The organism is Streptomyces sp. NPDC001222, from assembly GCF_042896945.1.
GTDB classification, from domain to species: domain Bacteria; phylum Actinomycetota; class Actinomycetes; order Streptomycetales; family Streptomycetaceae; genus Streptomyces; species Streptomyces gibsoniae.
Genome location: NZ_JBIAXT010000014.1, coordinates 36,329 through 60,741, shown reverse-complemented (window position 1 = coordinate 60,741; position 24,413 = coordinate 36,329). Strand labels below are relative to the sequence as shown.

At 71.3% G+C, this 24,413-nt stretch carries 17 protein-coding genes; 7 read left to right on the top strand and 10 right to left on the bottom strand.

Annotation, left to right across the window (positions count from 1 at the left end; all coding sequences use genetic code 11):
• Nucleotides 1-52: 52 nt before the first annotated feature.
• From ACFY2Z_RS20395 to ACFY2Z_RS20380, 4 genes are all read right to left on the bottom strand, one after another.
• On the bottom strand, nucleotides 53-376 hold the full coding sequence (locus tag ACFY2Z_RS20395) for a hypothetical protein (RefSeq protein WP_390745513.1): 324 nt from the start codon (nucleotides 374-376) through the stop codon (nucleotides 53-55).
• Nucleotides 373-741 carry a WhiB family transcriptional regulator gene (locus tag ACFY2Z_RS20390; RefSeq protein ID WP_010984500.1) on the bottom strand — a complete coding sequence of 123 codons (369 nt, stop codon included), beginning with the start codon at nucleotides 739-741 and terminating at the stop codon, nucleotides 373-375. Before ACFY2Z_RS20390 ends, ACFY2Z_RS20395 begins: the two co-directional genes overlap by 4 nt.
• 175 nt (nucleotides 742-916) lie before the next feature.
• Entirely contained in the window at nucleotides 917-1,234 is a 318-nt protein-coding gene (locus ACFY2Z_RS20385; protein WP_390745512.1) for a hypothetical protein, read from the bottom strand.
• A gap of 166 nt (nucleotides 1,235-1,400) precedes the next feature.
• Entirely contained in the window at nucleotides 1,401-3,608 is a 2,208-nt protein-coding gene (locus ACFY2Z_RS20380; RefSeq protein WP_390745511.1) for an ATP-dependent DNA helicase UvrD2, read from the bottom strand.
• Between the two features lie 258 nt (nucleotides 3,609-3,866).
• Here ACFY2Z_RS20380 and ACFY2Z_RS20375 point away from each other — a divergent pair, with 258 nt between their 5' ends.
• Nucleotides 3,867-4,124 (top strand): mycoredoxin, encoded by a 258-nt coding sequence (locus ACFY2Z_RS20375; protein ID WP_390745510.1) that lies wholly within the window; start codon nucleotides 3,867-3,869, stop codon nucleotides 4,122-4,124.
• A 106-nt stretch (nucleotides 4,125-4,230) separates the two neighbouring features.
• A complete protein-coding gene (locus ACFY2Z_RS20370) occupies nucleotides 4,231-4,425 on the top strand; it encodes a hypothetical protein (protein WP_390745509.1) in 195 nt (64 codons plus the stop codon).
• 57 nt (nucleotides 4,426-4,482) lie between these two features.
• On the opposite strand, the gene nudC is transcribed toward ACFY2Z_RS20370, so the two are convergent.
• The 5 genes from nudC to ACFY2Z_RS20345 all read right to left on the bottom strand — a co-directional run bounded on the left by nudC (nucleotide 4,483) and on the right by ACFY2Z_RS20345 (nucleotide 14,782).
• Entirely contained in the window at nucleotides 4,483-5,424 is a 942-nt protein-coding gene (nudC, locus tag ACFY2Z_RS20365; protein WP_311692974.1) for an NAD(+) diphosphatase, read from the bottom strand.
• A 165-nt stretch (nucleotides 5,425-5,589) separates the two neighbouring features.
• Nucleotides 5,590-6,993, bottom strand: a complete 1,404-nt coding sequence (locus tag ACFY2Z_RS20360) for a dipeptidase (protein ID WP_390745508.1) — start codon at nucleotides 6,991-6,993, stop codon at nucleotides 5,590-5,592.
• Between the two features lie 10 nt (nucleotides 6,994-7,003).
• Nucleotides 7,004-10,588, bottom strand: a complete 3,585-nt coding sequence (locus ACFY2Z_RS20355) for a UvrD-helicase domain-containing protein (RefSeq protein ID WP_390745507.1) — start codon at nucleotides 10,586-10,588, stop codon at nucleotides 7,004-7,006.
• A gap of 166 nt (nucleotides 10,589-10,754) precedes the next feature.
• Entirely contained in the window at nucleotides 10,755-14,102 is a 3,348-nt protein-coding gene (locus ACFY2Z_RS20350; protein WP_390745506.1) for an ATP-dependent helicase, read from the bottom strand.
• A 314-nt stretch (nucleotides 14,103-14,416) separates the two neighbouring features.
• Nucleotides 14,417-14,782 carry an MGMT family protein gene (locus ACFY2Z_RS20345; RefSeq protein ID WP_311692982.1) on the bottom strand — a complete coding sequence of 122 codons (366 nt, stop codon included), beginning with the start codon at nucleotides 14,780-14,782 and terminating at the stop codon, nucleotides 14,417-14,419.
• Between the two features lie 186 nt (nucleotides 14,783-14,968).
• Between ACFY2Z_RS20345 and ACFY2Z_RS20340 the strand changes: the two genes are divergently transcribed.
• The 4 genes from ACFY2Z_RS20340 (at nucleotide 14,969) to ACFY2Z_RS20325 (ending at nucleotide 21,859) form a co-directional block, all read left to right on the top strand.
• On the top strand, nucleotides 14,969-17,818 hold the full coding sequence (locus ACFY2Z_RS20340) for a YbhN family protein (RefSeq protein ID WP_390745505.1): 2,850 nt from the start codon (nucleotides 14,969-14,971) through the stop codon (nucleotides 17,816-17,818).
• A gap of 130 nt (nucleotides 17,819-17,948) precedes the next feature.
• Nucleotides 17,949-19,493 (top strand): alpha/beta hydrolase, encoded by a 1,545-nt coding sequence (locus ACFY2Z_RS20335; protein ID WP_390745504.1) that lies wholly within the window; start codon nucleotides 17,949-17,951, stop codon nucleotides 19,491-19,493.
• Nucleotides 19,494-19,696: 203 nt separating this feature from the next.
• Nucleotides 19,697-21,253, top strand: a complete 1,557-nt coding sequence (locus ACFY2Z_RS20330; RefSeq protein ID WP_390745503.1) for an alpha/beta hydrolase — start codon at nucleotides 19,697-19,699, stop codon at nucleotides 21,251-21,253.
• A gap of 267 nt (nucleotides 21,254-21,520) precedes the next feature.
• Nucleotides 21,521-21,859 carry a hypothetical protein gene (locus ACFY2Z_RS20325; RefSeq protein WP_390745502.1) on the top strand — a complete coding sequence of 113 codons (339 nt, stop codon included), beginning with the start codon at nucleotides 21,521-21,523 and terminating at the stop codon, nucleotides 21,857-21,859.
• A gap of 367 nt (nucleotides 21,860-22,226) precedes the next feature.
• Here the strand turns inward: ACFY2Z_RS20325 and ACFY2Z_RS20320 are convergent, their stop codons facing one another.
• On the bottom strand, nucleotides 22,227-22,943 hold the full coding sequence (locus ACFY2Z_RS20320) for a TetR/AcrR family transcriptional regulator (RefSeq protein ID WP_390745501.1): 717 nt from the start codon (nucleotides 22,941-22,943) through the stop codon (nucleotides 22,227-22,229).
• A gap of 174 nt (nucleotides 22,944-23,117) precedes the next feature.
• Between ACFY2Z_RS20320 and ACFY2Z_RS20315 the strand changes: the two genes are divergently transcribed.
• On the top strand, nucleotides 23,118-24,395 hold the full coding sequence (locus ACFY2Z_RS20315; RefSeq protein ID WP_390745500.1) for an MFS transporter: 1,278 nt from the start codon (nucleotides 23,118-23,120) through the stop codon (nucleotides 24,393-24,395).
• Nucleotides 24,396-24,413: the final 18 nt, after the last annotated feature.

The window sequence follows — 24,413 nt, the reverse complement described above, 5'->3', positions numbered from 1 at the left end:
GGTCCGTTCGGACCGGCCCCCGCCGGGTCTTCCCACCGCCGACGGTGGTCGGCTACTGCATCACGGCCATGGCCAGCGCACGCCGGGCACGCAGCGAGGCACGCTCGGCCTTGCGCTGCATCCGGCGGGCCATCACCAGGCGCACGGCCCGGCGTTGCCGCTCGGCCTCTTGCAGTTGCTCGCGCATATGCGCGCGAGCCAAGGCTTCTGGGATGAGTTGCATCTCTCGGGTCCTGTTCTGACGCGAGGCGTTCGCGCCTGTGGTGGTGACGTCAGGGGTCGCGGAGCCTGCGGGCTCGTTGGCGGACGGCTTCATCGGGGCCTGCTTCTTGGGGTCGTGCGTGAGGGGGTGATCGATCGTTCCTGGGGTGTTCATGCCGTGACCGGGTTCTTGCGCGGGCGGCCACGCGGCCGCTTCCGGGCGACGACGACACCCTGGACGAAGAGCTCGCCGCCCCAGACGCCCCAGGGCTCACGCCGCTCCTTGGCGCCGGCGAGGCAGGCCTCGATCAGCGGGCAGGTGCGGCACAGGGACTTGGCGTACTCCACGTCGGCCGGCGACTCGGCGAAGAAGACCTCCGGGTCGTAGGAGCGGCAGGGGACGGGTACGCCGAGGTTCTCGATGGCGTCGTCGAGCGCGGTGAGCGCGGTGAGCGGGATCAAGGTGGAGTCCTCCGTGAGGCCGGGCGGGGGGATCGTTTCGGAAGGCGGTACGGACGGGGCGTGCGCTTCGAGTTGCACGGGTCGTCTTCCTCGTCTGGTCGTTCCGGCCCTGTTGGGCCGGGTGCGGCTTGGTACCGGGTTCTTTTCTTGTCCCGAGGCCCCTTCGGTCCGCTCTCCCCGTTCGGGGAAAACAGAAGGGCCGCGGATCCCGGGTGGGGTTCCGCGGCCCTGAAGGCGCCGGCCTGATCGGCGATCAGGCTGGATCACTCCAGGGTTCTGGCCCACGGAAGGCCCACATCAGGTGGTGCTGCGTCTGCTTCCGGAATCCGGCACCGGCCGCTGCAAAGGCATAGGCCTGTGCCTGTGCCGCTACTGCTTCCAGTGCCTTGGTCGGTCGCTCATTGCGCTCACGGATGGGAAGACCCGCGAGAGACAGGGCGGACGCCGGGCGGCCGGCGGAAATGCCGGACAGACCGGTGCCCAGGACCGAGGCGCCGAGCATGCACGTGGAGACGACCGAGCGATCGGTCATTTTGACGGTGCGGGTGGAGCTGGTCTTGATGCTGATCACTTCAATCGCCTCCTCTCGGCGTCTCAGAGGACTGGGGGTGAGCCAGTCCGACGGATACATAAGTACAGCACGGATTCGGGGCCTCCGAGAAGGCCGCCGTCCCCGTGGCTAAGAACCTATGGGGATTGCTGGGGCATGCGCAAACTATTTTTTCGACGAGTTGGTGTCAGTCGCCGTTGCCAGCCTGGCCTCCGTGTCCACCTGCGCAGATGGCCAGAACATCGGCTCCGTAGCGGTTGAGCTTGCGGACTCCGACTCCGGGGATGCGCGCGAGTTCACCCTCGTCGTCGGGGGCGGCTTCGGCGATGGCGATCAGAGTTCGGTCGGTGAAGACGCAGAACGCGGGCTGGCCGCTGCGCCGGGCCTGCTCCGTCCGCCACTCGCGCAGCCTCTCGTAGAGACCCTCGTCCATGTCGGAGGGGCAGTCGTCGCAGCGCATCAGCTTCATCTCACCGGCCTCGGACAGAGTGCGCCCGCAGACCCGGCAGCGGGCCGGGGTCCTGTTGGTCCGACGTGGGGCGCTGCTCGTGGGGAGGGCGCCGAAGCCGCGTTCGATGCCACCGGTTCCGCCCGTGCCGCCGAACGAGGGGCGGCCGGCGGTGGCGGAGGAGCCGGGGCGCAGTCCGTCGAGGAAGCGGCTGGGGCGCCGATTGGCACGGCCGCCCGGCGTGCGGGACAGCGACCAGGAGACGTGCAGGATTTCTCTCGCCCGGGTGACGCCGACGTAGAGCAGACGGCGCTCCTCCTCGATCTGCTCGTCGGTTCTGGCGTAGGTGATCGGCATCATGCCCTCGGCGCAGCCGACGAGAAAGACGGCGTCCCATTCCAGGCCCTTCGCCGAGTGCAGGGAGGCGAGGGTGACGCCCTGGACGGTCGGGGCGTGCTGGGCGCCCGCGCGTTCGTCGAGTTCCGCGACGAGGTCGGCGAGGGTGGCGCGGGGGTGCGCCGCGGCGAAGTCCTGGGCGAGGTTCACGAGTGCGGCCAGGGACTCCCAGCGCTCTCTGACGGCGCCCGAGCCCGCCGGGGGCGCAGGGGTCCAGCCTTCGCCGGACAGTACGGCGCGGACCTGGGAGGGCAGGTCGACGGCGTCGTCGAGGAGGGAGTCGTTGGCTCCGAAGCGGGCGGCGCCGCGGAGCGCGATACCGGCCTTGCGGACCTCCGGGCGGTCGAAGAACCGTTCGGCGCCGCGGAGCTGGTAGGGGATACCGGCGTCGGCGAGGGCCTGTTCGTAGATCTCGGACTGGGAGTTGGTGCGAAACAGGATCGCGATCTCCGCTGCGGGTGTGCCGGAGGCCAGCAGGTCGCGGATACGGCGGGCGGCGCCTTCGGCTTCGGCGGGTTCGTCCGTGTACTCGGTGTAGACGGGGTGGGGTCCTGGGTCGCGCTGGGAGACGAGTTCGAGCCGGTGGTCGGCCGCGCGGCCGCGGGCCTGGGCGAGGAGGCCGTTGGCGAGGTGGACGATCTGGGGGGTGGAGCGGTAGTCGCGGACCAGTTTGACGACGGTGGCTCCGGGATGGCGGAGGCGGAAGTCGAGCAGATGGTCGGGGGTGGCTCCGGTGAAGGAGTAGATCGTCTGGCTGGCGTCGCCCACGACGCACAGGCTGTCGCGGTCGCCGAGCCACAGTTCGAGCAGGCGCTGCTGGAGGGGGCTGACGTCCTGGTACTCGTCGACGACGAAGTGCTGGTACTGGGCGCGGACCGCTTCGGCGATGTCGTGCCGGTCCTGGAGGATGCCCACGGTGAGCAGGAGGACGTCCTCGAAGTCGATGACGGCGCGTTGGCGCTTGAGGTCTTCGTAGGTGGCATAGAGCTGGGCGATCTCGGCGGGGTCGCGGGGGGCTTCACGGCCGGCTTTGGCGGCCGCGGCGGCGTAGTCGGCGGGGACGGTCTGGGTGACCTTGGCCCATTCGATCTCGGCGGCCGCGTCCCGCAGCTCGTTGCGGTCGAGGCGGAGGCGGCAGGCGGCGGCCGCGTCCGCGACGACCTGGATCTTCCGGTCGATGATGCGGGGCAGACTGCCACCGACGGCTTTCGGCCAGAAGTACTGGAGCTGGCGCAGCGCGGCGGAGTGGAACGTCCGGGCCTGGACTCCGGCGGCGCCGAGCTGGCGGAGACGGCCGCGCATCTCGCCCGCGGCGCGGTTGGTGAAGGTGACGGCGAGCACGCTGGGGGGCTGGAGGATGCCGGCCCGGACTCCGTAGGCGATGCGGTGGGTGATGGCTCGTGTCTTGCCGGTGCCGGCTCCGGCCAGCACGCACACCGGGCCGTGCAGCGCGGTCGCCACGGCACGCTGCTCGGGGTCGAGCCCTTCGAGCACCGCGTCGGCCGAGTCCGGAACCGGCGGGAAGAGGGTGGAGTGCGTTGCTGCTGTCACCCCGCCATGCTGCCAGGTCCCCGGGGGCGGGTGTTGCGGTTGTCCACAGGGGGGCGGCGGCGGTCGTACGAATGCCGGGGAGGCTGCCGGGTGCGTGCCCGGGCGGAAGATGCCGGAGTGTCCGTGCGGCGCGCGGCGGGATGGGGGCGGTGTCGGAGGCGCCGGAGGGGTGTCGGGAATGGTGGAACGTTCACGTACGTTCCCTTCTGAGCGAGCAAACAGAGCACGCATCCCTAGCCGTGAAGGAGCGCGACCGCCATGTCGGGCACTGTGACGATGTACAGCACCTCGTGGTGCGGCTACTGCCGTCGGCTGAAGAGCCAGTTGGACCGTGAGGGCATCGCATACAACGAGATCAACATCGAGCAGGACCCGCAGTCCGCGGCCTTCGTGGAGAAGGTGAATGGCGGAAACCAGACGGTTCCCACCGTTCTCGTGATTCCCTCCTCCGGCAGCAACGAGGTCGTCATGACGAACCCGAGCCTTGCCCAGGTGAAGCAGGCTCTCACCGCCTGATCTCCACACCCCACCCGACCCCCGACGGCCTCCACGGCCGGTCGGGGGTTTTTTGTGTGCCATGTGGGTCGCCCGGCTGTCAGACCCTCCGGCTACCGTGCGCGGCATGGACACGAACGACCCCCAAGACGTGGGCGCGGCCTTCTGGGCGCAGATCCTCGGCGTCACCATCAGCGAGGAACCGCCCCCGCCGGACAGCCCCCTCGGCCGAGTGCGGGCCTTCACCGCCGAGCACGGTGAGGACGCGCTCAGCGACGAACACTTCGAGGCGGCCATGGAGGGGCGCCCTCTCCTCCCATGACCGCACGGTGAGGACAGGGCCCCGAAGCGCCACGCGCGCGTGGCGGCGTGAGACGGGTCACACGCTCCGCGTCGGGAGGGGCTTTCCGTACCAGCGTTCGATCAGCCGGGCGGCGATGGAGATGCCGTAGGGCGGCAGCACCTCTCCGGACTCGAAGGCGGCGCGCAGGTCCTCACGGGAGAACCAGCGGGCCTCGTGGATCTCGTCGCCGTCGACGTTGATGTCGGTGCTGGTGGCGTGGGCGAGAAAGCCGAGCATCAGGCTGGACGGGAAGGGCCAGGGCTGGCTGGCCATGTACTCGACCTCGCCGACGGAGATGCCCGCTTCCTCGAAGACCTCGCGACGGACGGACTGCTCGATGGACTCGCCCGGTTCGACGAAGCCCGCGAGAGTGGAGAAGCGGCCCTCGGGCCAGTGCACCTGGCGGCCGAGGAGGATGCGGTCCTCGTCGTCGATGACGGCCATGATCACCGCGGGGTCGGTGCGCGGGTAGTGCTCGGCACCGCAGGCCGGGCAGCGTCGGATGTGCCCGGCGGCCGCGATGACGGTGCGTTCGCCGCAGCGCGAGCAGAAGCGGTGCATCCGCTGCCAGTTCTCCAGGGCGACCGCGTGGACCATCAGGCCTGCGTCGCGGGGCGACAGCAGCAGTCCGGCCTCGCGCAGACCGGCCGGGCGGGCGGACTGGTCCATGCGGCCGGGGAGGGCGTCCTTCTGGAGTGCGAAGTAGCTGACTCCGTCCTCGTCGGTGCCGAGGAAGTAGCGGTGGGCCTCGGTGAGGGGCGCCTCGAAGGAGGGGGTCATGACGAGTTCGGTGCGGCCGTCGGGCGTCTCGTCGATGAGGACCTGCCCCCCCGAGACCACGAAGCAGCGGGTGGTGGGATGGCTCCAGGCCGCGGCCAGCCAGGCCTCGTCGAGCCGGTGGTGGGCGGCACGGTCGACGCCGCTCGGAGCGGTGAGCGAGATGGGCCGGTCGGCGCTGTGGTCGGTCCAGGTGGTCACGGTTGTTTCCAACTCCCCCGGTGGAACGGTTGTTTCGGCGGGCGGTTCGGCAGGACGTTCGGCTGGGGTGGGACCGGGTCCGGCGGGTCTTGGGCACGCGGGGCGGCTCTTCCAGTGTGCCGTGCTCCGCGGTCCGTGCGGCCGACCGTCCGGCCCGCGAGATCGTCAGTGGGCATCGCGCCAGTTCTCGCCGAGGTCACCCCATAGATATGCGGCGGTTTCGACGCCTTTGAGAAGCAGGTCGAGTTCGACCTTCTCGTTGGGGGCGTGCCAACCGTCGGAGGGGATGGAGATGCCGAGGAACAGAACGGGTGCGCCAAGGACGTCCTGGAGGTCGGCGGCGGGTCCCGAGCCGCCCTCGCGGGTGAAGCGCACCGGCCGCTGGAAGGCGCGGCCCATGGCCCGTACGACGGACTGCAGGGCAGGGTGGTCGAGGGGGGTGAGACAGGGGCGGGTGGCCGCGCCGAAGATGATCTCGTACCGGATACCGGCGGGCAGCTGGTCGGCGGCCCAGGCGCGGACGGCCTTCTCGATGTGCTCGGGGTCCTGTCCGGCGACGAGCCGGAAGGACAGTTTCACCATGGCCGAGGACGGGATGATCGTCTTGCTGCCCGGGCCCTGGTAGCCGCCGCCGATGCCGTTGACCTCGGCGGTGGGGCGGGCCCAGATGCGCTCCAGGGTGGTGTAGCCCTGCTCGCCGTGGGTGGCGCTGGATCTGGCGGTGCGCAGCCACCGCTCCTCGTCGAAGGGGAGCTCGGCGAAGAGGGCGCGTTCCCGGTCGGTGAGATCGATGATGCCGTCGTAGAAGCCGGGTATCGCCACGCGCGCGTGCTGGTCGTGGAGGGCGGCGACCAGACGGGCGGCCGCGGTGGCCGGATTGGGGACGGCGCCGCCGAAGGAGCCGGAGTGGATGTCCTGGTCGGGACCGTGCAGGACGATCTCGCATTCCGCGAGGCCGCGCATGCCCGTGCACACGGTGGGCGTGTCGGCGGACCACATACCGGTGTCGGAGACGATCACGGCGTCGGCGGCCAGCCGGTCGGCGTGCTGTTCGACCAAGGCGCGGAAGTGCGGGGAGCCGGACTCCTCCTCGCCCTCGATCAGCAGCTTGAGGTGGACCGCGGGGGCGGTACGGCCGGTGGCGGCGAGGTGGGCGCGGATGCCGAGTGTGTGGAAGAACACCTGGCCCTTGTCGTCGGCGGCCCCGCGCGCGTGGAGGCGGCCCTCGCGGACCACCGGTTCGAAGGGGTCGCTGTCCCAGCCGTCCTCGCGGGCGGCGGGCTGTACGTCGTGGTGGCCGTAGACGAGGACGGTGGGTGCCTGCGGGTCCTCGGCGGACCACTCGGCGAAGACGGCGGGAGCGCCGTCGGTGGGCCAGACCTCGGTGGTGGGGAAGCCGGTGTCGCGAAGCTTGGCGGCGAGCCACTCGGCGCTGCGGCGCACGTCCGCCGCGTGCTCGGGCTGGGCGGACACCGACGGGATGCGCAACCACTCGGCGAGGTCGTCGAGGAAGGCGGCGCGGTGGCTGTCGATGTACGTGCGGACGGCACTGTCCGGGGTCTCGCTCATGCTCCCGAGCCTATCGGCCCGCGCCGGCGTCCTGGTCGGCCGGTTCCTCGCCGGCGGGCTCCTCGACCAGCAGCGCCTCCAGCGCGGCCCGGTCCGGGAGGCCCTCGGGGTGTACGACCTCGCCGCTGCGGACGTAGAGGAACGCGGCCTTGACGCTCTCCATGGGCACGTTCTGCTGTTCGGCCCAGGCGAGCCGGTACAGGGCGAGCTGGAGCGGGTCGCCACTGCGACTGCGGCTGGTCTTCCAGTCGACGATCTCGTACGAGGTCCCGTCCGTGTCGTCCACACGGTAGACGGCGTCGATGCGGCCTCGGACGACGCGTCCGGCGACGGTGATCTGGAAGGGGGCCTCGACGCGATAGGGGGTGCGATGCGCGTAGGGCGTGCGTTCGAAGGCGTCCTTGAGGGCCTCCAGGTCGCGTTCGTCGGCGATCTCGGCCTCGCTGCCGGGCAGCTCGTCCGGCTCCAGCATGGGAAGGCGCAGTTCCTCGAAACGTGCCTCGACCCAGGCGTGGAAGCGGGTGCCTCGACGCGCCGCGGGTTGCGGGGGGCGCGGCATGGGGCGTGCGAGTTCCTGCGCGAGCCCGTCGGGGTCGGCGGCCAGCCGCAGAACCTGGGAGGCGGTCAGGGACGACGGCAGGGGTACGTCGGTGACGGCCGTGCGGGCGCGCAGCAGTTCCCCGGTGAGGGCGTCCAGGTCACGGTCCCAGGAGGCGATGGTGCGGGCGTCTTCCGGGGTGAGCTCGGGAGCCTCCTCGGCGGGGTGCCGTCGGGCGCGCGGGACGGTCGGGGTGGGGGCCTCCACGGGCGCAGGCACGTCCGCCGGCGCGGGGGCGTCCAGGGGCGCACGCGCGTGAGGCGCTGATGGCGGCAGGTCCGACGGGCGGGGGCTCGGCCAGTCGTCGGGTCCGTACGGGTCTTCGTCGTCCGGTCCGTACGGGTCGTAGGTGGCCTCGTCGTCCGGCGCGTAACGGTCGTCGTCCGGTCCGTAGCCGTCGCCGTCCGGCCCGTAGTCGTCCTCGTCGTCCGGCGGTGGCGGCCACTCCGGGTCGTCGGCTGCGGACGGCTCGACGTACGCGGACGTGGTCTGTGACGCGATCTGCTCCAGATGGGTCAGGACGGTCCGGGCGGCGGCCCTTCGGCGCGTGAGGGCCGCCTCGTCCAGCGGCAGCGGCCAGGCGTGGTCGGCGGCGGCCTCGTGCAGCGCCGGGTTCTCCTCGTCCTCGGCGGGCTCGTCGGCCCACATCTCGATCTCGCCGTGTCCGGCGGCGCAGTGGTCGTGGAGAGCCTGGAGGAAGGCGGAGGGCCCCCGGGGGCGCTTCTGCGCGGGCCCCCACCAGTGGCCGGAACCGAGCAGCAGGGAGCGCGGGCGGGTGAAGGTGACGTAGCCGAGGCGTAGCTCCTCGGTGTGCTGGTGCTCCTTCATGGCCTCGTGAAAGGCCTTGATGCCCCGGGAGTCCCAGGACTCGATGTCGGGCAGGGTGTCGGCGTCGCCGCGGAGGGCGTGGGGCAGCACCTTGCCCTGGGCGGTCCACTTCTCGCGGCCCTGGCTGCTGGGGAAGGTACCGGTGACCAGTCCGGGGACGGCGACGACGTCCCACTCCAGGCCCTTGGACTTGTGCGCGGTGAGGACCTTGACGGTGTTCTCGCCGCCGGGCAGGGCGTTGTCGAGGCCCTTTTCGTACTGCGCGGCGGTGCGCAGGAAGCCGAGGAAGGCCAGCAGGGTGGCGTCCGGGTCGTTGGCGGCGAAGGACGCGGCGACGTCCAGGAAGTTCGACAGGGTCTCGCGGCGGCGGGCGGCCAGTGCGTGCGGGGAGGCCGACAGCTCGACCTCCAGACCGGTGACGGCGAGCACCCGGTGCAGGACGTCCATCAGGGGGTCGGCGAGCGAGCGGCGCAGTTCGCGCAGTTCGGTGGCGAGGCGGGCGAACCGCACGCGCGCGTCGGGCGAGAACGGCAGCCCGTCGTCCTCGCGGCCGGCCTCCATGGGCAGTTCGAGGAAGGTGTCGAGGGCGTCCGCGAGCGAGATCACCTCGGAGGGGTCGACGCCCTCGACCGCCGCGGCGAGCCGGCGGTCCGGGTCGTCGTCGTCGGCCACGCGCGCGTAGGACACGAGCAGCCGGGCGCGCCGGCCCAGCAGGGCGAGGTCACGGGGGCCGATCCGCCAGCGCGGTCCGGCGAGGAGGCGGACCAGGGAGGCGTTGGCGCCGGGGTCCTGGAGGACCTCGCAGACCGCGACGAGGTCGGCGACCTCGGGCAGGTGCAGCAGTCCGGACAGGCCCACGACCTCGACCGGGACGTCGCGGGCGACGAGCGCGCCCTGGATCTGGGCGAAGTCGGTCGCCGTGCGGCACAGGACCGCGATCTCACCGGGCGCGGTGCCGGTACGCACGAGATGGGCGAGGGAGTCGGCGATCCAGTCGATCTCCTCGGCGTGGGTGCGCAGCAGGGCGCAGCGGACCTGGCCGTCGCGTTCGGCACCGGGGGCGGGGCGGAGGGCCTCCACGCCCGCGTGGAGCGCGCGCAGCGGTTCGGCCAGGCCGTTGGCGAGGTCGAGGAGGCGGCCGCCGCTGCGGCGGTTCTCGCTGAGCGCCTGGCGGGTGGCGGGGCGGCCGTCGGCGTGCGGGAAGTGCTCGGGGAAGTCGTCGAGGTTGGCGACGGACGCACCGCGCCAGCCGTAGATCGCCTGGCAGGGGTCGCCGACAGCGGTCACGGGGTGGCCGGTGCCGCCGCCGAAGAGTCCGGCGAGCAGGACGCGCTGGGCCACCGAGGTGTCCTGGTACTCGTCGAGGAGGACGACCCGGTACTCCTCGCGCAGGATGCGGCCCACCTCGGGGAGGCGGGCGAGGGCCGCCGACAGGGCGATCTGATCGCCGAAGTCGAGGAGCTCGCGCTCTCGTTTGGCCGCGCGGTAGCGGCCGGCCAGCTCGGCCAGGTCCCGGCGGGCGGCGGCCGCCTCGGGGACCTTGCGCAGATCGGCGTTGGTGAGCCGGACGCCCTCCAGGGTGCGCAGCAGGTCGGCGTCGTAGGCGCGCAGGTCCTCGGGTCGTACGAGGTGCTCGGACAGTTCGGAGTCGAGGCCGAGCAGGTCGCTGACGAGATCGGGGAAGGAGCGGGTGAGCGCCGGGTAGGGGCCGGGGGCCTCGCGCAGTACGCGCGCGGCGAGTTGGTAGCGGGTGGCGTCAGCGAGCAGCCGGGAGGTCGGTTCGAGCCCGATGCGCAGGCCGTGGTCGGTCAGCAGGCGGCCCGCGAAGGCGTGGTAGGTGGAGATCACGGGCTCGCCGGGCGGGTTGTCGGGGTCGATGACGTCCGGGTCGGTGACGCCCGCCTTGACCAGTGCCGTGCGGACGCGCTCGGCGAGTTCACCGGCCGCCTTGTTGGTGAACGTGAGGCCGAGGACCTGTTCGGGCGCGACCTGCCCGGTGCCCACCAGCCACACCACGCGGGCCGCCATCACCGTGGTCTTTCCCGATCCGGCTCCGGCCACGATCACCTGCGGGGCGGGCGGCGCGGTGATGCAGGCCGTCTGCTCCGGGGTGAACGGGATGCCGAGGAGCTCCTTGAGCTGCTCGGGGTCACTGATACGGGCGGGCACGTCGGAGAGGCTAACGGTGGCCACTGACAGCGGACGCCGGATCGTCCGCCGGGACGGGAGAAGCCCTGGTCGGCGCGCCTGGTGCGGTAGGTCACACGGGGCGCTCGCTTGTCGGCGTTCACTCACCGTGCTCGCCCGCCGGCCCCCGTTCACTCGCTCGCCGTGCTCACTCCACGACGGTGCGGCCCTCCGGTCGTGCGCTGCACGAGGCGCGGAAGGCGCAGTGCGTGCAGTGCTGCCCGGTGGTCGGGGAGAACCGCTCGTCGAGGACCTTGCCCGCGGCGGTGGCCAGCAGCTCGCCGACCCACTGCCCCTCGAGGGGCTCCTGGGCCTGCACCTTGGGCAGGGTGTCGCCGCCGTCCTTCTTGGCGGCGCCCTGCCTGAGCTGGACGAGTTCGGCGCCGCCCGGTTCGGGCCGCTGTCCGTCGAAGGCGTCGTCGACGGCGCCCTCGCGCACGGCCAGCTGGTAGACGGCGAGCTGCGGGTGGCGGGCCACCTCGGCGGCGCTGGGCGCCTGCTTGCCGGTCTTGAAGTCGACGACGTAGGCGCGGCCCTCGGCGTCCGTCTCGACGCGGTCCATGGAGCCGCGGATGCGTACCTGGTAGTCGCCCGCCGCGAGGGTGACGTCGAAGTCGTGCTCACTGGCCACCGGGGTGCGTCCGGCGCGGACGCTGTTCGAGTCGACGTGCCACTTCAGGAAGCGTTCGAGCGCCACGCGCGCGTTCTGCTTCTCCTGGTCGGACTTCCAGGGCGCGTCGAAGGCGAGCGCGTTCCACACCGAGTCGAGGCGCTCCATGAGGACGTCGAGGTCGGCGGGGGTGCGCCCGGAGGCGACCTCGTCGGCGAGGACGTGCACCACGTTGCCGAAGCCCTGGGCGGCGGTCGCGGGCGCGTCGGCCTTCACCTCGCGGCCGAGGAACCACTGCAGGGCGCAGGTGTTGGCGAGCTGGTCGAGCGCGCTGCCGGAGAGCGCCACGGGCTGGTCGCGGTCGCGCAGCGGCACCTTGCTCTCGGTCTGGTCCCACATGCCCCACCAGCGGTAGGGGTGCGCGGAGGGCACGAGGGGCCGGCCGTCGTCGTCCGCCAGCGCGGCGAGCCGGGCCAGCCGTCGGGCGGCGGCCTCCCTCAGGGCGTCGGAGACACGTGGGTCGACGGTCGTGGCGCGCAGTTCGGCGACGAGCGCGGCGACGGACAGGGGGCGGCGCGGACGGCCGGTGACGTCCCTTGGTTCGACGCCGAGTTCGGTGAGGAAGCGGGAGGGCTGGTCCCCGTCGTCGGCGGGGGCCTTCACGGCGGTGACGACGAGGCGGTCACGCGCGCGTGTGCAGGCGACGTAGAACAGGCGTCGTTCCTCCGCGAGCAGCGCGCCGGGGGTGAGGGGCTCGGCGAGTCCGTCGCGGCCGATGCGGTCGGCCTCCAGCAGGGAGCCACGGCGGCGCAGGTCTGGCCACAGGCCTTCCTGGACCCCGGCGACGACGACCAGGCGCCACTGAAGGCCCTTGGAGCGGTGGGCGGTCATCAGGCGTACGGCGTCGGGGCGCATGGCGCGGCGGGTCAGCGTGTCGGCGGCGATGTCCTGGGCCTCGACCTCCTCCAGGAAGTTGAGGGCGCCCCGGCCGCCGGTGCGCTCCTCCGCGCGCGCCGCGGTCGCGAACAGGGCGCACACGGCGTCGAGGTCACGGTCGGCGTTGCGGCCCCCGGCGCCGCCGCGCCGGGAGGCGTTCTCCAGGCGCTTGGGCCACGGTGTGCCGTTCCACAGCTCCCACAGCGCCTCCTCGGCCGTGCCGCCGCCCGCGAGCCGTTCCCGCGCCGTTCCGAGCAGCGCGCCCAGGCGCTGGGCTCCGCGCGCGTACGCGGGATCGTGCGCCACCAGGCGCTCCGGTTCGGCCAGGGCCCGCGCGAGGAGCTGGTCGGAGGGCGGCGGTACGGGGTTGCCGGCGGCCCGCTCCTCCTCGCGCAGGGCGCGGCCCAGGCGGCGCAGGTCGGCGGCGTCCATGCCGGCGAGGGGCGAGGTGAGGAGGGTGAGCGCGGTCTCGGTGTCGAGCCACACTCCGGTGTGAGCCGCCCCCTGCGTCTCCTCGGGGTGATCCTGCGCATCCCCCTCAGGGCGGATGTGCGAGGCCTCCGCGCGGGCCACCGCGCGCAGCGCCGTCAACAGGGGGGTCACGGCCGGTTCGTGGCGCAGTGGCAGGTCGTCGCCGTCGATGTCGAGGGGCACTCCGGCGGCGGTGAGGGCACGGCGGACCGTCGGGATGGTGCGGGTTCCGGCGCGTACCAGGACGGCCATCTCGCTCCAGGGGACGCCGTCCTCCAGATGGGCCCGGCGCAGGATGTCCGCGATGTTGTCCAGTTCCGCGCCGGGCGTCGGGTACGTGTGGACCTCGACGCGGCCCCCGTCCCGTACCGCCGCGAGTTCCCGGTGGGCGCGCACCTTGTCCGCCGGGAGGCGGGTCAGCGGCATGCGCTGGGTGACCAGCCGGGTGGCCGCGAGGAGGGTGGCGCCGGAGCGGCGGGACGTCCTGAGGACGTGCACGGGCGCCGGGGTGCCGTCGGGGCGGGGGAACGTGTGCGGGAAGTCCAGGATGCCGCCCACGTCGGCGCCGCGGAACGTGTAGATCGACTGGTCGGGGTCGCCGAATGCCACCAGGGTCCGCCCGGCGCCCGCGAGGGCCCGCAGCAGCCGGACCTGCGCCGGGTCGGTGTCCTGGTACTCGTCGACGTAGACCGCGTCGTACCGGGCGGCCAGCCGCTCGGCGACCTCGGGGCGGCGGGCCAGCAGCACCGCGCGGTGGACCAGCTCCGCGTAGTCGATCACTCCCTGGAGGTCGAGGACGTCCAGGTACTCGGCGAGGAACGCGGAGGCGGCCTCCCAGTCGGGGCGGCCTATGCGCCGGGCGAAGCGGCGCAGCGCCTCCGGGCCGAGGCCCAGCTCACGGCTGCGGGCCAGCACGGCGCGCACCTCGTCGGCGAAGCCGCGCGTGGTCAGGCAGGCGCGCAGTTCCTCGGGCCAGCGCACATGCGCGAGGCCGAGGCGCTCCAGGTCGGTCTGCCCGGCGAGCAGTTCCCGTACGGCCACGTCCTGCTCGGGGCCGGACAGCAGCCGCAGGGGTTCGACGAAGAGGTCGCCGGCCTGGTGGGCGCGGACCAGGGCGTAGCAGAACGAGTGGAACGTGGTGGCCTGCGGGGCGTGGGCCGCGCCCGTGCGCAGCGCCATGCGGTCGCGCAGGTCGACGGCGGCCCTGCGGCTGAAGGTGAGCACCAGGATGCGCTCGGGGTCGCCGCCGCGGGCGATCCGGGCGGCCACGGACTCCACGAGCGTGGTCGTCTTGCCGGTGCCCGGGCCCGCGAGCACGAGCAGGGGGCCGGCCCGGTGGTCAACCACCGCGCTCTGCGGTGCGTCAAGTCGAGGGGGATCCACCCGGACGGGCGGGGTACGCACCAGTCGGTAAGCGCCACGGCTCCCCTGCCGCACCGGGGGGTGCGGCAGGCGCCTGGTGGAGGAAGAGGAGCTCACGTGGTTCGCCGGTCCTGGTGGTCGTGCTCGGGCTTGTCACTGTCGATGCGGGGCACCGTCGTCGAGGGGTGGTGGTCGGGCCGCGGGGGGCGGGATCGCCGCACGGGGTGGGCGGTGGCCGGGGGATGAGGGGGACACGCGCCGTTGACGCTACGCCGGGGAAGGTTGCGGAAGCAGGGCTTCCCCTTGTTCCCGGAGGTCCCTCTTGTCACGGCTGTCCCTCACCGCACGAACGTACGGCATGTCACAGACGTGCCGCGCCTCCCCCGAACGGGCCATGGCGTCCCGTCCACCGCGTCCGATGCCGGAAGCTGTCAGATGTGACCTTTCGCGCATGCGTCGCCGTCCCATCGCGCCCGCCTCATGTCCAGGCGCGGCAGATGCCCCTCGGACGCGCGGCCGGCCTCCCGCAGCGGGGTGCCCTCGTCCCGGTAGTGGCCGAGGGCGTCCAGTTCGTTCCCCGGGAGCAGCACTCCGTCGGCGCGGACCACCCGCCACCAGGGGACGGCTCCGCCGTAGAGGGCCATCACACGGCCCACCTGGCGCGGCCCGCCCTCCTCGAGCCACTCGGCGACGTCCCCGTACGTCATGACGCGCCCCGGGGGGATGCGTTCGGCCAGGTCAAGGACCCGTTCCGCGTATTCCGGCAGGGCATCCTCCGGAAGGCTCCGCTCGCTCATCCGACCCATCCTGCCTCACGCCACCGACAATGTGAGGAGAGAGCGGCCGGGCGTGGCCCTCGCCCCGTCCCGGCGCTTCGGGCAGACTGTGCGCCCCCGCATTTGCACCCTGATGCCCCCGTGTGTCGGGTGGGCATGCCACCATCGTGCGGGCGGTGACTGGTGATACGAGACCAAGAAGAGGCGATGAAACAGCAGGGCGTGCACCCCGAAGGAGCGGAGGGCACCTCTGAGGGTTCGTCGCGCCCGGACCCGGTCGCCGCGGACCACGACGCAGGCGAGGACGCGCGGAAGGCCCAGGACGAAGAGGCCCCTCAGACCCCCCAGGTCTCGCTGGAGAAGGGGCCCGAGCGCGACGAGCCCGGGAAGGACGCACAGCGGCGCTCGGACGACGCGGCGCAGCAGCCGTCCGACCCGGACGCGGGCTGTGCCGACGCTCCCCATGACGCGGTGGAGGGCGACGAACCGCTGCTCCCCGCGCGCGTGCACCGTCCTTCCGATCTGATGCGCCTTCTGGTGGGCATCCTCGCGATCGTGGTGCTGCTCGCCATCGCCGCGTTCGCGCACGGCACCACCTCGGGTCTCGAACAGGACATCAACAAGGGCACGGGACAGGCACCCGATCTACTGATCAAGATCGCGGGTCTGGCGTCGAGCATCGCGATCCTGCTGGTACCGGTTGCATTCGCGATCGAACGGCTGATCAAGCGTGACGGTCTGCGGATCGCCGACGGCGTCCTCGCGGCAGTCCTCGCCCATGGAGTGACACTCGCCACGGACCTGTGGGTCGCCAGAGCCGCACCGCCCTCGATCCAGGACGCACTCACCCAGCCCTCCCCCGGCGACATCCATGCCCTGACCGACCCGGTGCACGGCTATCTCGCACCCGTCATCGCCTATATGACGGCCGTGGGCATGTCACGCAGACCGCGCTGGCGCGCCGTGCTGTGGGTGGTGCTGCTGCTCGACGCCTTCTCCATGCTGGTCACCGGCTACACGACACCGTTCTCCATCATCCTGACCGTGCTGATCGGCTGGAGTGTCGCGGCCGGCACGCTGTACGCGGTCGGCTCGCCGAACGTGCAGCCCACCGGGCGGACCCTGATGGCGGGTCTGCGCACCGTGGGCTTCCGCCCCGTGAGCGCGGCGCGCCAGGAGACGCCCGACACGGCGGACACCGGCGACCGCGGCCGACGCTACTTCGTCACGCTGGAGGACGGCCCTCCGCTCGACGTCACGGTCGTCGACCGCGAGCAGCAGGCACAGGGCTTCTTCTACCGGGTGTGGCGGCGGCTGACGCTGCGCGGGATCACCACGCGCAGCAGCCTGCAGTCCCTGCGCCAGGCCTTGGAGCAGGAGGCGCTCCTCGCCTACGCGGCCATCGCGGCCGGTGCCAACGCGCCCCGGCTGATCGCGACCTCCGAGCTGGGCCCCGACGCGGTGATGCTCGTCTACGAGCACACGGGCGGCCGCACGCTGGACCAGCTGGCCGACGAGGAGATCACCGACGAACTGCTGCACGACACCTGGCACCAGGTGCAGGCCCTGCAGTCGCGGCGCATCGCGCACCGCCGGCTCGCCGGGGACGCCATCGTGGTGGATCGTTCCGGCACCGTCGTCCTGACGGACCTGCGCAGTGGCGAGATCGCGGCCGGCGATCTGGTGCTGCGGATGGACATCGCGCAGTTGCTGGCCACGCTCGGACTGCGGGTCGGTGCCGAACGGGCGGTGGCCTCCGCGGTCGCCGTGCTCGGCCCGGACACGGTCGCCGACTGTCTGCCCATGCTCCAGCCGATCGCACTGACCCGCTCCACGCGCGCGACCCTGCGGAAACTGGCCCGGGAGCGGGCCGAACGCGAGCGGGAGGCGGTCCTCGAGGCCTCCCGGCAGGCGAAGCTGGCCCGCGCGGCGGAGGCGGGCGACACCCTCGGGGCCGTCCCCGACAAGCTCGACAAGAAGTCCGTACGCGCTGAGCAGCGGGCCGAGAAACGGGCGATCGACGAAGCCCTGGAGGAGGCACGCGAGGAGGATCTCCTCACCCAGATCCGCCACCAGGTGCTGCGGATCAGGCCTCAGGCGCCGGTCGAACCGGCCCGCCTGGAGCGGGTGCGGCCGCGCACGCTGCTCAGTTTCATGGCCGGTGCCATCGGCGCGTACTTCCTGCTGACGCAGCTCACCCATATCGAGTTCGGCACGCTCTTCGCCAATGCCCAGTGGGGCTGGGTGGCGGCGGCTGTGTTCTTCTCCGCGCTGAGCTATGTCGCGGCGGCGATGGCGCTGCTCGGCTTCGTGCCCGAGCGGGTGCCGTTCTGGCGCACCGTGGCGGCGCAGGTCGCCGGGTCGTTCGTGAAGATCGTGGCGCCCGCGGCGGTCGGCGGTGTCGCGCTCAACACACGCTTCCTGCAGCGGGCGGGCGTGCGACCCGGGCTGGCGGTGGCGAGTGTCGGCGCCTCGCAGCTGTTCGGACTCGGCTGCCATGTGCTGATGCTGCTCTCGTTCGGCTATCTCACCGGCACCGAGAAGACCCCGTCGCTGTCGCCGTCCCGTACGGTCATCGCAGGTCTGCTGACGGTCGCGGTGCTCGTGCTGGTGGTGACGTCCGTGCCGTTCATGCGGAAGTTCGTCGTCACGCGCGTGAGGTCGCTGTTCGCCGGTGTCGTGCCGCGCATGCTCGATGTGCTGCAGCGGCCGCAGAAGCTGATCACCGGTATCGGTGGCATGCTGCTGCTGACCGCGTGCTTCGTGATGTGCCTGGACGCCTCGATCCGGGCGTTCGGACACGAGGAGCACACCTCGCTGAGCCTGGCCAGCGTGGCGGTCGTGTTCCTGGCGGGTAACGCGCTCGGGTCGGCCGCCCCGACCCCCGGCGGCGTGGGCGCGGTGGAGGCCACCCTGACGGTGGGTCTCATCGCCGTCGGCCTGCCCAAGGAGGTCGCGGCGCCCGCGGTGCTGCTGTACCGGCTGCTCACACTGTGGCTGCCGGTGCTGCCCGGCTGGCTGTCCTTCAACCATCTGTCGCGCAAGGAAGCCCTCTAGGGGTGTTGCGAAAGATCGCTGCCGGCCGCTCTCACGCGCGTCGTGGAGAGCGGCCGGTCGCGAAAGCGGCCACTCACCCTCCCGGCTCACGCCCCGAGCGCTCCGCCCCGCGCGGTCGCAGGATGGGAGCATGCCGAACCGACTCCGCATCCGCACCGCAGCCCTCGCCGCCACCGCCGTCGTCCTGCCCTCGCTGATGGCGGGGTGCGCCGGCAGCTTCGCGGACGGAGAGCTGTCGAGCCAGAAGCTGATCTGGAAGGACTGTCCCGCGCCGTCCGAGGCGGAGGGCGGCGGCAGTGCCCCCGCCCCCCTGCCGAGCGGCGCGAGATGGCAGTGCGCGACCATGCAGGCGCCCCTGAACTGGAACAACCCCACCGGCGGCACCATCGGGATCGCGCTGATCCGGGTGAAGACCAGCGGCCCCCCGAACAAACGGATCGGCTCCCTCGTCTTCAACTTCGGCGGCCCGGGCGGCTCCGGGGTCACTGCGCTGCCCGCCTTCGCCCCGGACTACGAGACTCTGCGCACCCGCTACGACCTGGTGAGCTTCGACCCGCGCGGGGTCGGCCGCAGCGCGGGCGTCAAGTGCAAGGACGACCAGCAGCTCGACGCGTTCTTCCAGCAGGACATGACGCCCGACAACGCGGCCGAGCAGCAGGCCTTCGTGAACAGCACCAAGCAGTTCAACAGGGCCTGCGAGCAGAACTCGGGGCGGGTCCTGCCGTATGTGCGCACCACCGACGCCGCCCGCGACATGGACCTGATGCGCAAGGTGCTCGGCGACTCCAAGCTGTACTACTTCGGCATCTCGTACGGCACCGAACTGGGCGGCGTCTACGCGCACCTCTTCCCCAAGAACGTGGGACGGGCCGTCTTCGACGCGGTCGTCGACCCGACGGAGGACCCGGTGCAGTCCTCGGTGGGACAGGCCAAGGGCTTCCAGCTCGCGCTGGACAACTACGCGCGGGACTGCGTCGCCAAGAGCGGGGGCTGCCCGGTCGGCCGCACCCCGCAGGACGTCGAGAAGCGGATCGCCAAACTTCTAAATGACCTCGACAAGAAGCCGCTGCCCGGCATCTTCCCCCGCCGCCTGACCCAGACGGCGGCCACCAACGGCATCGCGCAGGCCCTGTACTCCAAGGAATTCTGGGGATATCTCACCGACGGCCTGAAGCAGGCGTACGCGGGTGACGGCAAGGTGCTGATGGCGCTGTCGGACGCGATGAACGGACGCAACGAGAACGGCCAGTACAGCAATCTGATCCCGGCGAACATCGCGATCAACTGCGCGGACCAGAAGCCTCGTTACACCGTCGCCGACGTGAAAGCGAAGCTGCCGCAGTTCCGGGCCGCCTCCCCGCTGTTCGGTGACTATCTGGCCTGGGGTCTGATCAGCTGCACCAACTGGCCGGTGGCCGGAGCCGCCGACCACCCGAACGTGAGCGCCTCCGGAGCCGCGCCGATCCTCGTGGTCGGCAACACCGGCGACCCGGCGACCCCGTACGAGGGGGCGAGGAGGATGGTGCAGGCGCTCGGACCCGGTGTCGGTGTCGAGCTGACGTACAAGGGCCAGGGGCACGGTTCCTACGACAGCAGGGACAAGTGCGTGCAGAACACCGTCAACAACTACCTGCTCTACGGCAAGGTCCCCCGGGCCGGCATCGTCTGCACCTGATCCCGGCGGCTCCCCGTCATCAGGATCCCCACTTCCACCGGGCCCCCGCGCTGCGGGCCCCAGGCCCCGGCCGACACGGCCTTCGGAGGAAAAGTGCAGGTCAGACCGTTTTCCACAGGCAGCCGCAGGCCCCGCTCGATCCGCCTACTATGGCCTGACTGCTCTCCGCCGATCCGGGCGGAGAGCCGGTGAGGGGGGTGCACATGTCACGTGTCGTACGGTGGACGGCCGCGGTCGCGGCCGCCCTGCTGATCACCGGCTGCGCAAGCGGCGCGGCCCATTCATCCGGCTCGTCCGACTCGACCGCGGACGACAGCAAGGGCCACTCCGGCGCGTCGGCGTCGGCACCGCGGGATGCCGATTCCCTGGAGTTGCCCGCCTCGCTCACTGCCCAGAAGCTCACCTGGAGCGGTTGCAAGGGCGCCTCGGCCCCGGGTGGCGACTGGCAGTGCACGACGATGAAGGCGCCCCTGGACTGGTCGAGGCCGGACGGCGAGACGATCGGCCTCGCACTGATCCGGTCCAAGGCGACCGGTGGCGACCGCATAGGCTCGCTCCTGTTCAACTTCGGCGGCCCGGGCGGCTCCGGCGTCTCGACGATTCCGTCGTACGCGAGCCTGGCCTCCCAACTCCACAAGCGGTACGACCTGGTGAGCTGGGATCCGCGCGGGGTCGGCGCGAGCGAGGGCATCCGCTGCCGCAACGACAAGGCGATCCAGGCCGCCGAGACCATAGACGCCACACCGGACGACGCCGCCGAGGTGAAGGCCTACCTCGATGACGCCGCCGACTTCGGCCAGGGATGTGCGCGGGCGGCCGGGAAGCTGCTCACGCATGTGTCCACGACCGACACCGCGCGCGACATGGACCTGATGCGCCAGGTCCTCGGCGACCGGACGATGCACTACCTCGGCATCTCGTACGGCACCGAACTGGGCGGCGTCTACGCCCACTTGTTCCCCGGGAAGGTGGGGCGCCTGGTGCTGGACGCAGTCGTCGACCCGACCGCCGACAGCCTGGGCCATGCGAAGAACCAGGCCCTCGGTTTCCAGCGCGCACTCGACGACTATCTGAAGTCGACGGGCCAGGACCCCCAGCGGGGCTCCCGGAAGATCGCGAGACTGCTCAAGCGGATCGACGCCAAGCCGCTGCCGACGACGTCCGGACGCAAGCTCACCCAGACCCTGGCCCTGACCGGCATCGTGCTGCCGCTCTACAGCAAGGAGAGCTGGCCCATCCTCACCAGTGCCCTCGCCTCGGCACAGAGCGGCGACGGCTCCGAGCTGCTGCGCCTGGCCGACGAGTACAACGACCGGGACGCCGCCGGGCACTACGGCACGACGACGCACTCACAGCGAGTCATATCCTGCCTGGACGAGCGGCAGCGGCCGACGGCCGCGCAGGTGAAGGCGCAGCTGCCGGAGTTCGAGAAGATCTCGCCCGTGTTCGGCGACTTCCTGGGCTGGGACACGGCCGGCTGGTGCCACGACTGGCCGGTGGCCGGAGAGTTCGACCACCCGGAGGTCAGCGCGCCGGGAGCCGCGCCGGTGCTGGTGGTGGGCAACACCGGGGATCCTGCCACACCGTACGAGGGCGCCCGCAGGATGGCCGACGGACTGGGCCAGGGCGTCGGCGTCGAGCTGACCTGGAAGGGCGAGGGCCACGGGGCGTACGGGAGCGGAAGCACGTGCGTGGACGCGACCGTGAACGCATACCTGCTGAACGGCACGGTCCCGAAGGACGGAAAGGTCTGCTCCTGACGCCGGCCAGGGCCGTCACCGAAGGCACGGGTGACCGAGCGAGTTCCGGTGATCGCGGAGGAGTTGAGGTACGGCGCCAGGACGGTGCGGCGGTGGCTGCACCGCTTCCCACTCGGGCCTGGCGCCTCCGTGTTCACTCCACTGATGTCGTGCGCTGATTCCGCCACGCGTTGCGAGGTTTCTCCAGTATTCCCGTCAGGTGCGACCCTCGGCATCAAAACCGGGCAGGTCCACAGACTGCCCGACGCGCCGGAAGCTTACGGGGCCATGATCACTCGCGCCAAAGCAGCTCCCGGCCAAAGTCGCTACGCCGACCGCGTGCAAAAGGTGCAGGTCACGGCAGGGAAACGGCCCTTGGCAATGAGCGCGATCGCCTGTCACGATCTAGCCGTGGTCAACCTTTCGAAGATCGCGAGGCAGGCAGACGCCCTCCTCGACCTGATGGGCGTGGCGGTCGGTTCACTGCTGCTGGTGATCGGTATCGAGACCTACCGCGACGGTGGATCCGTGGGCTGGCCCATCGCCGGATCAGTGCTGTTCTTGGTCAACCTCTGGGTAGCCTGCCGTCGATTCTGCCGGCGTAGGAAACCGACTCCGGCGTCGTAGCCGCGCACAGGCAGCCACCCGTGCCCCTTGCGTGCCCGACGGGAGAGCGATCAACGGGGACCAACGGAGAACGTCGGCGATCCTGCCGAGAACACGCAAGCCAACGTTCTGCCAGGTCAGCGGATCCGCATACGCGATCTTCCAAACAAGTGCCGCAGAACCCGTGCAGCGGCGCTTGACTGCGGCATTGAAACTCCAGCCCAAAGCCGCTCCACCCACCGGGTTTCAAACGTCCGCATTGCTCTCGCTTGGCTCCACCAGGCAAGATAACTACGATGCCCTGGGCCGAGCCCCGGTCTTGTACTGATCGATCCCAAAACGTACCTGGAACTCCACGAGGTCGATCTCGGCTCCACGAGCCACGAGGTCACGAACCGGGAGCCGGGAAGTGGACATCTCCGGTTGACACAGAGTCAGGTTGGTCCGGCAGTACGCGGCGACGATGAGCAGGGGTCAGTTGGCGGGTCGTGTCTTCGGGAAGGGCGTGCTCGATCAGTACGCGGGCGGCCTCGAGGGCGTCGTGGCGGGGGCAGGGGTTGTCGAGGGAGGTCCCTAGGGCGTGGGCGCCTTCGAGGAGGACGTTCAGCTGCCGGCCCAGTTGGTCCGGGTTGGCGGCACCTGCACGCGTGGCGATGTCGGCGAGCTGTTGGGTGAGGCCGTTCTTGTGGTGGAGGACCAGTTCCTGCACGTCGGGCATGTGCCCTGCGCCTTCGACAGCGGCGTTGTGGAACGGACAGCCGCGGTTCGTCTTGCGCCCTGAGGGACCCCAGGTCGCCTCGGCAAGCAGGCTGAACAGCGACAGCAGCTGGTCTGGGGGAGAGAGTCCCTCGCGGCTCAGGTGCTGTTCGATTCGCCGGCTCAATGCGGCCTTGTAGTTGCGCAGGTATTCCCCCACCAGCGCGTTCTTGGTGGGGAAGTGCTGGTAGAAGGTGCGCGTGGAGACCTCGGCGGTCTCGACCAGGCGGGCGATGCCGGTGGCGTGGATGCCCTCTTCGTAGAAGAGCTTCGCGGCTGCCTGCAGGATGCGCTCGCGCGCCCCCCGGCCGCCACGTTGCCGGGTGCCAGCTGCGCTCTCTGTCTCCATGCCACAAGTATAGCAATCGCTTTACTTTGCCGCCGGAATGCGCTAGCCTCAAAGTACACCGATCACTTTACTTGGAGGAGGCTGGCTCTCTGAGCCCGCTGACAACGGTCGCGCTGCACCTGTCTGCACCCGCGCCGCGCGATTCGCCCCAGCTGCTACTGGAGAGAAAGCACCATGCACATCACGCCCTGGTGTCCAGCGGAACGAGTATCGCGCTCGGTCGGCTTCTGGCTGCTGGCCGTCACGCTCCTTGCTTTCTATGCCGCGGCCAGCGCGTTTTCCCCGCTCTTGGTGGTGGACCAGCACCGCTGGGGATTCACGCCGACCATGCTCACCACGATCTTCGCGGTCTACGCCTTGGGCTTGCTGGTTGCGCTGCTGACCGTCGGAGGGCTCTCGGACTACGTCGGCAGGCGGCCCGTGCTCGCCGGCGCGCTGATCGTGGAGGCAGCGTCCATGGGCATGTTCCTCACTGCCGACGGCGTGGGGTTGCTGCTGGTGGCGCGAATCCTGCAGGGGCTGGGGATCGGTGCGTCGATAGGGTCCATCGGCGCCGGGCTGCTGGACCTGCAGCCTTCAACCACGTCACGCCTCGGCTCGCTGCTGAACAGCGCCGCGCCGGCCGCCGGGCTGGGGCTCGGGGCGCTGGGCAGCGGAGTGCTGGTGCAGTACGCCCCCGCCCCCACGATGCTGGTCTTCGCCCTGCTCGTCACCGTCTTCCTGGTGCTGACCGTGGCGGTGTTCTTCCTGCCCGAGCCGGTCGCCCCCCGGCCGGGCGCCTGGGCCTCGCTGCGGCCGCGGATGGCCGTGCCGTCCCAGGCACGCCGGTCATTCCTGGCGATCATGCCCTGTCTTGTCGCCACCTGGGCGATCAGCGGGTTCTACCTCTCGCTGGTCCCCTCGCTGGCCGTAGGGGTGCTGCACATCGGAAGTCATCTGGTCGGCGCCCTGGCGCTGACCACGTTCTTCAGCGCGGGAACCGTGGGCTCACTGGTGTCTCGCAACCTGGCGCCGAACCGGGCCATGGCCGTGGGGTGCGTGGCCCTGGCCGCAGGGACCGGCCTTACCCTGCTCGCCCTCGTCGGGCCCTCGACGCCGCTGTTCTTCCTCGGCACCTCCCTCGCCGGCGCCGGCTGGGGCAGCTCTCTCTTGGGCTCCTGGAGCGCGCTGGCAGCATTGGCCGGCCCCACGGAGCGGGCGAAGCTGTTCGCCTTCGTCTACGTCGTCAGCTATATCGCTTTCGGTCTTCCCGCCGTAGCGGCCGGGCTGGTCATACCGTCCCTCGGCCTGCGCGCCACGACGATGTGGTACGGCGCCGCGGTGATCGCGCTGACGCTGCTGGCCGTCCTCATAGCCGCCGTTCGCAGGCGCACACCAACGGCCTTCTCCGGGGCCTTGGCCGCCGACCACCCTCCCTGCCGGGGGGCCGCCAAGGCCGCACGGGGTCAGTAGGTCGGAGCGCCTGGTCCG